Consider the following 13,352-nt stretch of genomic DNA (forward strand, 5'->3'; position numbering starts at 1 on the left):
AATTGACAAACATTTGACTATAGAAAATAGAGAAATCCTTAATGACTAATAGAATTGATGTCAACAAAAAAAACCGTAACTCTACACAAAATTCCTTTACAGTTCCATTAGAAACTGTAACTGTATTACAACCGAGAAGTTATTCTCCATATTCTCCCATTCGTAGCGTAATTATATGGATAAAGCAGGCGAGCTTACGCACTAAAGCGACTGCTTTTGCTGTTGCCATCTCTACCCTACCAATTTTAGGAATTGGAGCATTTACTTATTACTTAGTCAATCAATCTCTGACAAAAGAAATAAGTAAGATAAAACAAGCTAGTGCTATTGATTTATCACACAATATTCAACAGTTCATTCTGGCACGAACTGGAGAGGTTCAGTTATTTGCCAGTCAAAGTTTTCTTACTAACCCAAAGCAGAGAAATATTACTAGTTTTATAGAGCAGAAAGCAAGGATAAATAACTGGCAAGAAATTTATCAGTTTTATGAAAGCATAGCAATTTTAAAACTGAATGGAGAAGTATTTTTACAAACACAAGGACAATCAATTCCTAATCAAAAAAATCAGGAATATTTTCAAGCAATACTTAAAACCAATCAACCTTATGTCAGCCAACCATTTACAACAATAAATACAGAACAGTCAAAAATTCTCTTAGCTGTACCTGTCAAAGATAGTGTCACAGATAAAACTATTTATATTATTCAGGCAGTGATATCTGTGCAATCTTTAGCACAGACACTCAACAAGCTGCCAGGAATTCGAGATGAATATCATCTCATAGATGAGACAGGAAAGATTTTTTTAGCAAAGAACAAGAGTGATGTCGGTAAAGATGCTCAAAAAGTAATTCCAAGTTGGGAGCAACTGCAAAATGCGAATCAGATATTAACACGCATATTACCTGATAAAAAGGGCCATGCTGAAGACTTAACAACATACGTTCCCTGGCAAACAACAGAAGGTTTACCAGACTTAAATTGGAGCTTAGTTTTAAGTACAGATAAAGCTATTGCCTTGGCAACTCAAAGACAAATATTGCTGATATTAACAATTGGCATTGTCGTCACAGCTGTACTGGTAGGTGCGATCGCTGCAATTTTAGCTACCCGCCTTACCCTACCAATTCAAAATGCAACCATGGTAGTGAAAAAACTGGCTAGAGGTAACTTTGACACTCGAATTACCGTTCGTGGTGAAGATGAGTTTGCGACTTTGGGAGCCAGTATTAACCGCATGGCAGATCAACTGCAAGACTTGTTAAACAAGCAAAAAGCAGAAGCTGAACGCTTAAAGTTGTTCACAAACATCTCTGCCACAATTCGCCAGTCACTCAATTGCGAAGATTTATTTAACATAACAGTTACAGAAGCTCGACAAGCACTAGGAGCGCATCGAGTTGTTGTCTATCACTTTAATGCTCACGGGCGCGGGCAAGTAGTAGCTGAGTCTGTTGCTCCTAGTTTGCCTGTAACTTTGGGAGACACGATTGAAGATGGCTCAATTGCCAGGCAGCTAATGGAAGCATACTCAATAGGTGGGGTGTTAGTTGCCAATAATATTTTTGAGATGGATTTTGCCCCTGAGTATCTCAAATTAATGGAACAATTGGAAGTCAAAGCGATTTTGGCAACACCAATTCTCAAAGATAATCAAATCTTTGGTTTCCTGATGGCTCATTACTGCTGGGCGCCTCATGTTTGGCAACCCTTTGAAATTAATTTCTTAAGGCAGTTAGCAGTGCAAGTTGGGCTTGCTTTAGAAAGAGTGAGTTTACTAGAGGTGAGCCAGGCATTGAAAGACTTTGCCATTTACTTATCTGGAAATCTCAACAGCCAAGAAATCTACAGTTTAGCAGTTCAAGGAATCCGCAAAGCTTTAAAGGTGGATCGAGTTGTAATTTGTCAATTTGACGAGAAGTCGCAAGGTAACATTTTAGCTGAATCCGGAGTAGACGGTTTACCTTGCGCTGTAGATACAAAATTATCTGGTTTACAAGATTATATAGACAAGTATCGGCAAGGTGATGTGCTGGTAACCAATAATATTTACCAAGCAGGTTTTGCTGAGTCTTACATCAAACAACTCGAATCATTAGCAGTCAAAGCTCATCTAGAAGCACCTATTCTATCCGGAGGTAACGTGCTGGGCTTGTTGATTGCCCATCAGTGTACAAGAACCCGCGTATGGCAGCAGGCAGAAATTGATTTATTTGAGCAATTCACAAGACTTGTAGGATTAGCTTTAGAGCGAGCAAATCTTTTAGAGCAAAGCGAAAAAGCTTCTGTGCTCCAACGTCAGCAAACAGAACAACTACAACAGCAACTGCTTAAACTAATAGATAATCTTGCTGGAGCTAAAAAAGGCGATTTGACAGTACGTGTGGAAGTTACAAAAGGAGAAGTAGGCGCGATCGCTGACTTTTGTAACTCAATGGTAGAAAACTTGCAGGATGTTGCGATTCAAGTTAAAGCAGCTGCGAGCCAATTGAATGGTACAGTTGCAGAAAACTCTGGTGCGATCGCTCAACTAGCAATTGACGCATTTAAACAGCAACAGGAAATCAGCCGTACCCTTGATGTTGTCGATCAAATTAGACTTTCAATGAAAGGCGTAGCCAAAAACGCCAGACTTGCCACAGCAGTTGCTCGTGCTGCCTCTCCCACCGCAGAAATCGGCGATACGGCAATGGATCTGACTGTAGAAAATATCTTAAGTTTGCGAGAGGCAATGGGAGAAACAGCGAAAAAACTTAAGCGTCTTGGAGAATACTCGCAAAATATTTCTCGTTTGACTTCCTCAATTCACAAAATTGCCCTCCAAACTAATTTATTAGCCATTAACGCTGGTATTGAAGCGGCTCGTGTTGGTGGAGATAATCAAGGTTTTGCCTCCTTTTCTGAAGAAGTTGCCGCACTCGCAGTCGAAAGTGCTGGGGTAACTGGTGAAATAGAAGGAATAGCTGCCAATATCCAACTAGAAGTTAGCGAAGTAGTTAAGGCAATGGAATTGGGAAGCGCCCAAGTAATGGAAGTAACTCGTCTAGTAGAAGATAGCAAACATAGTTTAAATCAAATGCTAGATGTCTGTCGTCAAATTGACGATTTAGTGCAATCAATTTCTACCGCTACCGGATTGCAAGTGCATAATTCCAAAGAAGTCATGAATTTTATCAAAGAAATTGCCAAAGTATCAGAATTGACAAGCAGTTCCTCTCGCAAAATCTTTACATCCCTGCAAAAAACAGTAGAAATTTATCAGCAATTACAAGCAACAGTTAGAAATTTCAAAGTTAGTTAATCTAGTTGTTTGTACAAAAGTTAGTCACTGTTCATAACTGAGATTTTGCATCTGCACTCTTGTTTGCCAAAATAAATTTATTGGTTCTCTGTTTTAGTCAGTTTTAAATGACTTGAGCTATAAGCCTGGAACTTCATCTCCAGGCATTTTAGACACTAGGCACAAGATGTAAAATCATGTAAAAATCAGGTTTTAAAGAAAGTTAGGCATTGTCCACCCTACAAAATTTGCTGTTCTAAATTACTTGTAAATATAGATTGATATAGATAAAATATGAGCAAATATCTGTGTGCTTTTTTATTCACAATCTCATTAGATTAAGCTCAACTTAAGAAACATTAAAAATATAAATAATCTCAGTTTGAAATAGAAGTTACAAAATCTCCTAGAATTCATAATCTATAATTTAATAATTTATTATCGGCAATTGCCTACCAGAAAAACCATTGTATCTCATGAATTTGGTACAAACAAATCAACTTATGTTAAAAGACAGGGAACTCGAAACCCAGATGCAATTTCTGGATACAGCTAATGATAGTTTGCATACCCTGGAAACAGTTTTATTAGAAATACAACCTAACTATCAACTTTCTATACCAAAAATTGATACAGCACTCCAAGCGACTCATTCTATAAAATGTGGTGCTGGAATGATGGGATTTAATATTTTGGGTAATTTTGCCCAACATTTAGAAGATTCATTACAAGTTTTAAAAGTACAATCTCACTCTTTAAAAATTGATACAGATTTACACACTTTACTTGCATCAGTAGTTGATTGGCTGCGTCAAATAGTAGAATCAATCTCAATTGGTTGTATTATAGATGAGCAATGGTTAGCAACCTTTTGTTATCCACTCTTTGAAGAACTACAAAAGCATATATCCTTTCACAATGTTGATAAAAATATAAGTCTTTTGTCACCCACAGATGGAATGCAAGACATGATAAACTTTCTGTTTAGAACAGAAGTAGAGGAAGACTTGCAACGTCTAGAATCTTTATTAACTAATAGCAAAAAATCTGCTTTAAAATCAGAATGCATGATCATAGCCACTCAATTGGCTAGTTTAGGAGAAATACTTCAGTTAAAAACTTTTGTCCAACTTTGTAAGTCGATTCTAGAACATCTAGAAAATATTGACTCTGATGAAAATATCGTAGAAATTACTCAACTTTCATTATCGACATTGCGGCGATCGCAAGCATTAATTTTGTCAAATCAGCTTGAGAGCATACCTACAAGTATTTTTCTATCAAAAACAGAATTTAGTAACCCAAAAAAATCAAAGTTAATCCCAAGACTGCCAGAGAATAAGGTAATAAATTTAGAGCTATCACAGGAATTATTAATATCTGGCAATCACAGAGAAAATCAAGAAACAATAACGCAAACTCTTGCCAAGAGAGTAGAAAACGTTGATGATTTAATGAAGGAACTTACTATCCAGCATGATAGTCTAGAAATGCAAATTGATAGATTAAATAAACTCATTCGCAATCTCAGCCTCCGTGTAAAAAAGCTAGAGATAGATAATAACGAGTTGCGCCTAACTTACGATAAGTTTGCAACGAAAATATCTACTTTGTCTCAAATACAATTCCACAATGGAAATTACGAGCGTATTAACAACCAGAATACATCAATAGATAATTGCCCAGAATTAGAAATTACATCTCAGACAGTAATAGAAACAATTACAAAAATTCAAGAAATCGCAAACGAGATTGAACTTAGTCTTGCAGATACAAATCAAGTCAGTCGTTTGTTAAATAAAACGGTTCAAGATTTGCAACAGTCTATCACACAAACCCCTATTGACCTCTCATTAGAGCGAGTGCTTCTAGTAGAAAGCGATCACATGCTTTTAGGATTTTCCATAGATACAGTTGAAGAAATATGCTTGCTAAATCCAGAACAAGTTTCGGTGGTAAGAGGTAGTGAAGTTTTCAACTGGCAAAATTCGACACTACAGTTAATTCGTCTAGAGAATTACTTACAATTTAATTATCTCTATCCTCTCACTTCAGCTTTGGAAACTCCACCCCAAATCGAGGCTGCTGGTATATTAATTGTCAAAGCAGGCGATCGCCCATTAGCAGTACAAATAGATCGCTGTTGGGGTGAAAGGAAAGTTTCTATTCATCAAGTAGAAGGTAACATACCCTACTACAGAAACTATACTATTTTAGATGATGGTCGGATAGTGCCACTGTTGAGCGTTGGTGAGCTATTGCAAATGAGCGAGGATTACTGCAAACTTTAGCTCGACAACAGACGACAACCAGAAAGGATCTTGTGCAAATTAACTACTGCACCAATCACTACAATCGCAGGCGCTCTCAACTTGCTCTACAGTCGTCCCCAAATCATCAATTCATTCTTCTTGTTCATATACCCCATCATCGACATACCATTGCTGAAAATCGGTTTTGTCTTTTTGTTGACTGCCAATTCTTCAATTAATTAAGAGCGATCGCATTTCTTTTAAAAGAAACTTAAGATAATTGAAAAGATTGACGAACTCATTCTAGGCTTGGCAATCACATAAACATAAAGGGAAGACAAAAGTGATGCAAAATTTAACTAGAATTACCCGTAATCCAGAAGTGATGGGTGGCAAACCCTGCATTAGGGGAATGCGTGTAACCGTCGGCACTATTGTTGGCTTGATGGCATCTGCACATAGCCCTAGTGACATTCTTAAAGCATATCCATATCTAGAAGAAGCGGATATTTACGAAGCACTTGCTTATGCTGCATGGCGGGCTGAAGAGATTGAAGTACCCCTTAGATCAGCATGAAAATCCTGATTGATATGAATCTCTCTCCTGATTGGGTTGAGGTTTTTGGGAGATATAATATTGAAGCTATCCACTGGTCTACTATCGGTAATCCTCGTGAGAAAGATTCCGTGATTATAGAGTAGGCAAGGAGCAATGGGTATATCCTTTTTACCCACGATTTAGATTTTGGTGCTTTGCTAGCTGCAACCAAAGCCGTTACTCCCAGCGTCATTCAAGTTCGCACACAGGATATCTTACCTGCTAGTATCGAAACTCTTGTTATTTCGGTTCTTCGCCAGTTTGAATCTGAACTAGAATCTGGGGCGTTAGTCTCTGTTGACCAAATTCAATCCAGGGTGCATATTTTACCAATTTCACAGGAATAATCGCAAGTCGAACTTCCGAATCTTTATCTAAAACCCTTACACTGGACGACAACCAGAAAGGATCTCGTGCAAATTAACTACTGCACCAATCACTACAATCGCAGGCGCTCCAAATCCAGCCTTCTCAACTTGCTCTACAATCGTCCCCAATTTACCAATTAATTCTTCTTGATCTGTTCGCGTACCCCAACGCACCAAAGCGATTGGAGTTTCCTGACTCAATCCTGCTATCGTTAGCTGTTCCACAATATAAGGTAGATTGTGAATTCCCATATAAATCACAATCGTTTCCGAGCCGTGAGCGATCGCCTGCCAATTCACACTCGGTTTATACTTACCTACTGCTTCATGTCCAGTAACAAAAGTTACCGATGAGCTATATAGTCTATGTGTCAAAGGAATACCGGCATAAGCTGGAGCAGCAATTCCCGATGTGATACCTGGCACAACTTCTACTGGAACTCCAGCATTTACCAATTCTTCCATCTCCTCGCCACCGCGACCAAAAACAAACGGATCTCCCCCCTTCAACCGCACCACAATCGCATACTCTTGCGCTTTTTCAATTAGCAACTGCGTCGTTTCTTCCTGAATCAGGGAATGACGCCCCCGTCGCTTACCAGCATCAATCTTCTCAGCTAGGGGATTGATCATCGCCAGAACTGCCGAGCTTACCAGAGCATCATAAATGACAACATCTGCACATTCTAACAGCCCCTTACCCTTGAGTGTCATCAATCCTGGATCTCCAGGCCCAGCACCAACCAAATACACCTTTCCCAAACAAGTCCTCCCCTCTTCCTTCGCGTTTACGTGCCTGTGCGGTTTATTACTTTAACAAATCCCAAACTAAATCAGCCAATTCTGCACTTACTCCCAAAGGCTCCGCTAGCTGAAAATTTACCTCAGGAAAATGTAATTGTAACTTTTTTGTAGCTTGAGCGATCGCATCAGTTATGCCACCAGCGAATAAGAAGTATGGCAGAATCGCAATTTGTTTGTATCCAGCAGCAATTAACTGTTGAACTTGTGATTCTAAACTAGGAGGCACAGCCCAATAAGCAGTTACTGCATCTAATTTCTTGGCGATCGCTTCCACTGGTTGTTGCGAACCCCAGCGACGGCTACCGTGGGCTAAAACAATCTTGGCGGTTGCTGTTGTCGCTGCCAACTGTTTTACCCACAACTGCTCTAAACCTGAGTGACTACCTAAATATGGTTGTAACTCTATAAAGATATCTTGACCAAGCGACTGCTGTGCTAAAGCGACTTCATGAGGAATGTCTTCCATTACATGCACTCCTGGCATCAGAAATAAAGGCACGATTTTGAGACTAGTTGGTTGCAAAGCAGACGGGCTAATAGTATTTCTGACAAAGTCGATAATTTGCTGATGTAAAGATTTCGGAGTTAGTTCTAAGTTTGCTGTACCTACTAAAGTGTCACACTCTGATATGGAGGTAATATGACCACCAACAGCTTTAACTAAATTACCTTGCGCTTTGTTGGATACTAGTCTTGCCAACTGTTGCATAGCAATTTCCGGTCGTGGATCTCGGCTTCCGTGGGATACTAGCAGATACGCAGATGGCATTAGCAAAAGTGCAACTTCAAATTTTTACTGGGAATATCTTAGCAAATCAAAACAAGCTCCCCGACTTCTCGCAAAAGTCGGGGAGTTGTGTCATACATTAATTAGGACTGCTTTTCCACCATTGGATCGGCAATATAACGGAAAGTAGGTTCAGAATTCCAAGGGCCTCTTTCGTCCTTACCATCTGTGGACAAGTTATAGTAAATATCCACAGTGCTATCGGGTTGGATATTACCGAAGAAAGGATCGGTTAATTTACCCAAAGAATCCAGTGCCTTCATAAACATCTGGGTGTGAGATATTTCTCGTGTCAATAAATGAACGAGAGTATTTTTAGTACCTTCATCAGGCGCTAACTTAATTAGTTCTTCGTAAGTTTGACGTGCGCCAGCTTCAGCACCAATATTAGCTCGCAGATCGCGCACTACATCACCACCCTCATTCACGTAATTAGCAGACCAAGCATTACCTTGACTATCTAACAGATGTGGCCCCATACCGCGCACTGCAAACAAAGTGCTTTTATAAGCATCAGTTTGATCAACATTTTTGGTGTGTGCTTCAATCAGCTTACCCACCATTTCTAAATGACCAAACTCTTCTATAGCAATATCTTGTAACATATCCCGAATGCCGGGATTTTCACAGTGGAAGGACTGAGTCCAGTATTGCAAAGCTGCTGTTAGTTCACCTGTAGCACCACCAAATTGCTCTAAAAGCAGTTGAGCAAAACGTGGGTTGGCTTCCTTAACATTAACAACATGAATTGTTTCTTTTTTGTGAAAGAACATCAGCCAGTTTCCTCTCTTTAAGTTGTAAATTTTATCTTCATGCAAGTAATTGAATTTAAATAATTACTTACAAGAATTTAAAGGCTAACTTCACTCACAAATTGTAGACATCACAGCAAATATGAACCTTCCCCAAAAGAAAGAATTACTGTTTGACAATTTCTAACTAAAGCTTTATTTTTGTTTGCGCTGATTTTAATTAAAATGAAAATCTTAATATCGTCACCACATCTCAAAACCACCTTATGTCAGAGGCAGAAGGCGATTAGGGTGTTTGTATGATCATTATCTACCGCAATTGCAGTAAAATTCGGCTTGGTCAGAGTTTTGCGGATGTAATACCAATTCTCCCAGTTAAGGCTACACATAATTTGTAGTAGTGCTTAGGCGCAATTACAAACCTTTTTGCCTCAGTAGCCAAAATTTAGGGAAATCAGCTAATATTCGGACATTAGCTCATCAACGGTTGGCATTATCTACAGAGAATGACTAAATTTGAGCCTCCGACTTAGTGCTTTTTGCCATAAGCAGAATTAAAGAAACACTTGACTGTATTGTCTTTCCTGATGCTTACCTACCCTATCCTGCGGGAACCCTCTACTTCACAGAAGCCGCTGCGCGTCTACGAGGGAACGGGAACAGCTACCTTGCGGGAAGGACTACGCCCAACGCTGAACGGAAGCCGTTACGCGTCTACTGCCCTCTGCCTTGTTTCCAATAACACATTATCTGATGTTAAGTCTAAAGCTGTTCAGCTTTGTAAGTATAAAACTGATCAAAAGCTCCCAATGTCTCAAATTGATAACCAGGTGTAGAAGGCAATAGAGAATCTAGATTCACACCAGGTGTTACAGAATTTAAACTTAAATCTGTACGATAAATGCTAAAAATCACAAAATCTTGACGCTCGGTATTTTCTGCAATTAGTTCTCGTACTTGTGGTCTAGCTGAATCCACTATTTTCTTACAATTAAATCGGATTAGATTTTCTAATATTTTTGGAGTTTTTTTACAAACATTTGTCTTTAAATAACTTGTTAGTCGTTGCTCGGCATACTCCTCATATTCAACTTGAGTGGGATTAGTCTTCGTCATTACGACACCCAGGACAATTAGTCCTATCACTCCCACATATGCCATCATATTTGAGACTTTCATTTTCTAGATAGTGATTTACTGTGGTCTTTAGACTTCAGATTACCTAAGTCCGTTCCTTAGTGAAAAACACTAGACCATTTTGCTGGAAAAGTGCTATCATAAGAAACGCAATAGAAAAATGGCGAGCGTAGCCAAGTGGTTAAGGCAGAGGATTGTGGTTCCTCCATTCGTGGGTTCGAGTCCCATCGTTCGCCCTAATTTAAAAATTGGGTGTTGCATAATTGCGGGATGATTTTGGAATTTGCATCAACCATAATCCCCGTGTCTCCGTGTCTTTGCCTCCCCGCGTCAGCCTCAATCATCCCCTTATTCAGCAACGCCAAAAATTGATATCACACCCTCATTTGCTAAATGATGCAAATCTAGTTATGTATAGTTAGTGGGTATAGACGCGATTAATAGCGTCTGTACAATTAGTGGTTAGCAGTGTATTTCATAGAATAACTATTAGATTTGCACATTCATAAAATCATTGTTGTACGGTAAGTAGCAGTATTTCTTAGGAAAAAGCGATCGCCTGATGTCTAAAGACTTGTAATTTCACAAATATACTCTGGCAAAGTTTTAATCCAGCAGTCTAATAACTGCGATCGCGTTGAGGAGGACGATAGCGGATATTATCATAGACTGAATAGCCTTTTCCATGATTAATTCGATTGTTTTGTCCATTGGTTGAGAAAATATTGGCAGGACGGTTAAAACAACGCCAACACCTATCATTTAAGCGATTAAGTGGATAGCTAGAGTAACTGTTACGAGGATGATAAGTTCGGTAGTCTTTATAACCTCCAGAATATTGAGCGCCAGGACGAACAGACTGAGCTTTAGCACTTTGAGCAAAAGTTACACTTGCGATCGCAGCAAAGAAAGTTGTCAGAAATAGTGAATTAAAAAATTTCATCACCCTACCCAAAACATTTGTTCTATTTCTATTGTTACAAACCCAACAAAAGCAAGTAGGGAGTAGAAAAAATCTTCAGCTCATCCCCCCGCTTTTTGTATCATGTCCGTTTAAAGACTTATTATTTAGGATGACGCAAAGACGCGGAAGGGGACACGGGGACGGGGAGCAGGGGAGCAGAGGAGATGGGGAGAACTACTAATCACTCACCACTGTATGGGAGGCAGTGCGCCCTTGGGGGTTCCCCCCGTTGTAGCACCTGGCGTCGGGTTAAGCGCGTCGAGTGCGATTGCCATGCGGGTTGAGAAGATAAATTCTCGGTTTGAACAGCAAGATTATCAGCAAAACCCACACGCGGCTGTGCTACAAATCGACGGAGCCGCAAGGGCGCACTGGTTCGGTTCCCCTACTAGCTAATGACAAATGACCAATGACTAATTTAACTTTGCTGCAAATAATAATCAAATCGTTCCTGGAGTTGTTCCACTGTCAAATTTTGAGTCCAGTACTCCACTATAGAATGACCAAATGCCCATGCATTGCGCTCAGATGAGGCGGAATTTTCTAAAAGCAACGGCCAAAGAGAGAGCAAGTCAAAGTTAAGAGGATTATCGCTGGTATTTAACAGCAAGAAAAGGTCATAAGCCATTTGTAATTTGCCAATGACGATAGGTAGCTGTTCTACGGGAATTTGTTCTGCCAATAGATAAGCCAAAGTTGGAGATCCAGTTGCCAGTGTAGAAATAAACTGGAGAACAGGACTTTTGAGAAATGCAGTTAGTCCTTGGGTTGTTGTCATCTGGAAGGTGTAACGATCAATAATTTTGGCAGCAGCAACAGTACGAGCCTCCAGATTACGTAAAAAGCGAGCCAGCCTGAGTTGCTTGGTAGGTGCGATCGCCTCCACTAATGCCAAAGATAGGGCATCCACTCCCCAAGCAGTTCGATTTGTTTTCATATCAGCAGTCACGACAGGCAAAACTAAATCGCAGAATTCATCTAGCAGTTGAGCCCGATACTCAGTCGCTTCGCGAATTGCAATTTCCTTGGGAAGCTCGCCCCACTCCCAATCGTAAGGAGGATTCCACTCCCGGATCGGGCGGAGACGATCCACTTGAGTTACTACCGCGATCACTGGCAAGTCTGCTACTTCTGCCTTCATATCTTGGAGAAAGTCCACATCCATTTGCAGAGCCGGATCGAGAGCAGGAGTAACCAACAGCAGTAAATCTGCGGTTTTAGCATAATCAAGCACAAGTTCTCTCAAATCAGCGCGGTTGGCTTGTTCGTAACCAGGTGTATCCCAAAGCGTTAGTTCTTCACCGCTTCCAGTTTGCCAATAATAATTTTGAATGCGAGCGGTGCTGGGCAAAATATCGACTGCGGCTTTTTCTGCTTGAAACAGCGTGTTAATCAGACTACTTTTTCCTGCTCCGGTTCTTCCTGTCAACAGGAGATTAATGGGTTTTTGTTCAACTACTTGAGTGGGTTCGGCTTGTGCCAGAATTTCCCGCAGAGTTTGAGTTTTAGCTTTAGGAATCTTTGGTGTAGGAATGGAGGAAACAGAAGCTGGCAGTGTGCTACCTCCGTACAGAATCATTGCTTGCCTGCATAAGTTCCGCAGAGTCGCTTCTCGAAGCATTTGACTCAAGTTCACCAGTAGTTGCTGATTGGCTTGGTTACTAGATCGTTGACTGGCTTTGTTTGCCACCGCCGCCACAGGATTTAACAGCCACTGCGCCCAACTCCAAGCTCGCCAAAGCTTGCGAGCGGATGGTTCTAGGCTCTGATAAACTTCGTATGCTTGAAATGCTTGCCCAACTGTCACCTGATTGAGAGCAGGGGATAATTTTTGCACCCACTGATCTAGATCGTCTACTGTTCCGCGAATCAACCCGTAAGCTTGAGGAACGTAAATGTTTAACAGCGGATACTTCACTTCTGGATGATAAATTTTGGCAATGGCGATAACGAGATCCTGACAGCGCTGCCAAAAAGTTTGCCAGTCTTCCCAGATCGGAGCATCATTTTGTGCCACGCCGAGGATTTCTTGAAGTGCAACTTCTGCTTGTTGAGTCGCGTCAGTTGCTACAGTAGGCGTTGTTTCGTCGATCGCAGATTCCAGCTCTTTGCTGACTTCTGCCACAACATTTTCAAACTGCTCGAACTGCGGTCGAGTCCATTTTACTAGCAGCCAACGCCAACCCACGAATAAAAGGGTGAACACGCCCCAGATCCAGTTAATGCCCCATTCGTGGATCTGTAATCCCGCCGACACTAGTAAGAAACCGATGATAAAAGCGATCGGAATTGCCAATACGAGCCATTGCCAAAGCTTTAAGCGCACCATTGCCCTATGCCTGCCTTGATTATCTCTTGAGCTACGATGGTAGCAAAACAAAGCACTAAGGCTATGCAACCCGCTAC

General features: G+C 40.5%; 10 protein-coding genes, 1 tRNA gene and 2 pseudogenes. 6 read left to right on the forward strand and 7 right to left on the reverse strand.

Going from position 1 to position 13,352, the window contains the following annotated elements; translation table 11 throughout:
- The first annotated feature begins 41 nt into the window (after positions 1-41).
- Both U2718_RS25865 and U2718_RS25870 read left to right on the forward strand, forming a co-directional pair.
- Positions 42-3,305, forward strand: coding sequence for a GAF domain-containing protein (locus U2718_RS25865; RefSeq protein ID WP_342002832.1), 3,264 nt, complete (start codon positions 42-44; stop codon positions 3,303-3,305).
- Between the two features lie 482 nt (positions 3,306-3,787).
- A complete protein-coding gene (locus U2718_RS25870; RefSeq protein ID WP_342002831.1) occupies positions 3,788-5,575 on the forward strand; it encodes a chemotaxis protein CheW in 1,788 nt (595 codons plus the stop codon).
- Here the strand turns inward: U2718_RS25870 and U2718_RS25875 are convergent.
- Positions 5,572-5,686, reverse strand: a pseudogene (locus tag U2718_RS25875) (uroporphyrin-III C-methyltransferase); the annotation flags it as partial. The gene U2718_RS25870 and the pseudogene U2718_RS25875 sit on opposite strands and share 4 nt — an antisense overlap.
- A 196-nt stretch (positions 5,687-5,882) precedes the next feature.
- Between U2718_RS25875 and U2718_RS25880 the strand changes: the two are divergent.
- Both U2718_RS25880 and U2718_RS25885 read left to right on the forward strand, forming a co-directional pair.
- Complete coding sequence (locus U2718_RS25880) at positions 5,883-6,113, forward strand: DUF433 domain-containing protein (RefSeq protein WP_342002830.1); 231 nt, start codon at positions 5,883-5,885, stop codon at positions 6,111-6,113.
- A gap of 14 nt (positions 6,114-6,127) precedes the next feature.
- A pseudogene (locus U2718_RS25885) lies at positions 6,128-6,481 on the forward strand (DUF5615 family PIN-like protein).
- 36 nt (positions 6,482-6,517) lie between these two features.
- On the opposite strand, the gene cobA reads toward U2718_RS25885, so the two are convergent.
- The 4 genes from cobA to U2718_RS25905 form a co-directional block, all read right to left on the reverse strand.
- Complete coding sequence (gene cobA, locus U2718_RS25890) at positions 6,518-7,264, reverse strand: uroporphyrinogen-III C-methyltransferase (RefSeq protein WP_342002829.1); 747 nt, start codon at positions 7,262-7,264, stop codon at positions 6,518-6,520.
- A 46-nt stretch (positions 7,265-7,310) separates the two neighbouring features.
- The gene (locus tag U2718_RS25895) at positions 7,311-8,075 is read right to left on the reverse strand and encodes a sirohydrochlorin chelatase (protein WP_342002828.1); all 765 of its coding nucleotides are present in this window, start codon (positions 8,073-8,075) and stop codon (positions 7,311-7,313) included.
- 101 nt (positions 8,076-8,176) lie between these two features.
- On the reverse strand, positions 8,177-8,866 hold the full coding sequence (locus U2718_RS25900; protein WP_342002827.1) for a manganese catalase family protein: 690 nt from the start codon (positions 8,864-8,866) through the stop codon (positions 8,177-8,179).
- A 741-nt stretch (positions 8,867-9,607) separates the two neighbouring features.
- Positions 9,608-10,024: a DUF4359 domain-containing protein gene (locus U2718_RS25905; RefSeq protein WP_342002826.1), complete on the reverse strand. Its 417-nt coding sequence runs from the start codon at positions 10,022-10,024 to the stop codon at positions 9,608-9,610.
- A 121-nt stretch (positions 10,025-10,145) separates the two neighbouring features.
- Here U2718_RS25905 and U2718_RS25910 point away from each other — a divergent pair.
- A tRNA-His gene (locus U2718_RS25910) sits at positions 10,146-10,218 on the forward strand.
- A gap of 383 nt (positions 10,219-10,601) precedes the next feature.
- On the opposite strand, the gene U2718_RS25915 is transcribed toward U2718_RS25910, so the two are convergent.
- Positions 10,602-10,925: a hypothetical protein gene (locus tag U2718_RS25915; protein ID WP_342002825.1), complete on the reverse strand. Its 324-nt coding sequence runs from the start codon at positions 10,923-10,925 to the stop codon at positions 10,602-10,604.
- Positions 10,926-11,141: 216 nt separating this feature from the next.
- On the opposite strand from U2718_RS25915, the gene U2718_RS25920 reads away from it, so the two are divergent.
- Positions 11,142-11,342 (forward strand): hypothetical protein, encoded by a 201-nt coding sequence (locus tag U2718_RS25920; RefSeq protein WP_342002824.1) that lies wholly within the window; start codon positions 11,142-11,144, stop codon positions 11,340-11,342.
- A 22-nt stretch (positions 11,343-11,364) separates the two neighbouring features.
- Here the strand turns inward: U2718_RS25920 and U2718_RS25925 are convergent, their stop codons facing one another.
- Entirely contained in the window at positions 11,365-13,275 is a 1,911-nt protein-coding gene (locus tag U2718_RS25925) for a GTPase family protein (RefSeq protein WP_342002823.1), read from the reverse strand.
- Positions 13,276-13,352 lie beyond the last annotated feature (77 nt).

Origin of the sequence: Chlorogloeopsis sp. ULAP02, from assembly GCF_038404745.2 — a bacterium.
Taxonomy (GTDB): Bacteria; Cyanobacteriota; Cyanobacteriia; order Cyanobacteriales; family Nostocaceae; genus Chlorogloeopsis.

What these genes read in the sequence shown, in the direction of transcription:
- U2718_RS25915 (WP_342002825.1), bottom strand. Translation starts at nt 10,925, where the DNA reads ATGAAATTTTTTAATTCACTATTTCTGACAACTTTCTTTGCTGCGATC.
- U2718_RS25905 (WP_342002826.1), bottom strand. Translation starts at nt 10,024, where the DNA reads ATGAAAGTCTCAAATATGATGGCATATGTGGGAGTGATAGGACTAATT.
- U2718_RS25870 (WP_342002831.1), top strand. Translation starts at nt 3,788, where the DNA reads ATGTTAAAAGACAGGGAACTCGAAACCCAGATGCAATTTCTGGATACA.
- U2718_RS25900 (WP_342002827.1), bottom strand. Translation starts at nt 8,866, where the DNA reads ATGTTCTTTCACAAAAAAGAAACAATTCATGTTGTTAATGTTAAGGAA.
- U2718_RS25880 (WP_342002830.1), top strand. Translation starts at nt 5,883, where the DNA reads ATGCAAAATTTAACTAGAATTACCCGTAATCCAGAAGTGATGGGTGGC.
- U2718_RS25895 (WP_342002828.1), bottom strand. Translation starts at nt 8,075, where the DNA reads ATGCCATCTGCGTATCTGCTAGTATCCCACGGAAGCCGAGATCCACGA.
- U2718_RS25865 (WP_342002832.1), top strand. Translation starts at nt 42, where the DNA reads ATGACTAATAGAATTGATGTCAACAAAAAAAACCGTAACTCTACACAA.
- U2718_RS25920 (WP_342002824.1), top strand. Translation starts at nt 11,142, where the DNA reads ATGGGAGGCAGTGCGCCCTTGGGGGTTCCCCCCGTTGTAGCACCTGGC.
- U2718_RS25925 (WP_342002823.1), bottom strand. Translation starts at nt 13,275, where the DNA reads ATGGTGCGCTTAAAGCTTTGGCAATGGCTCGTATTGGCAATTCCGATC.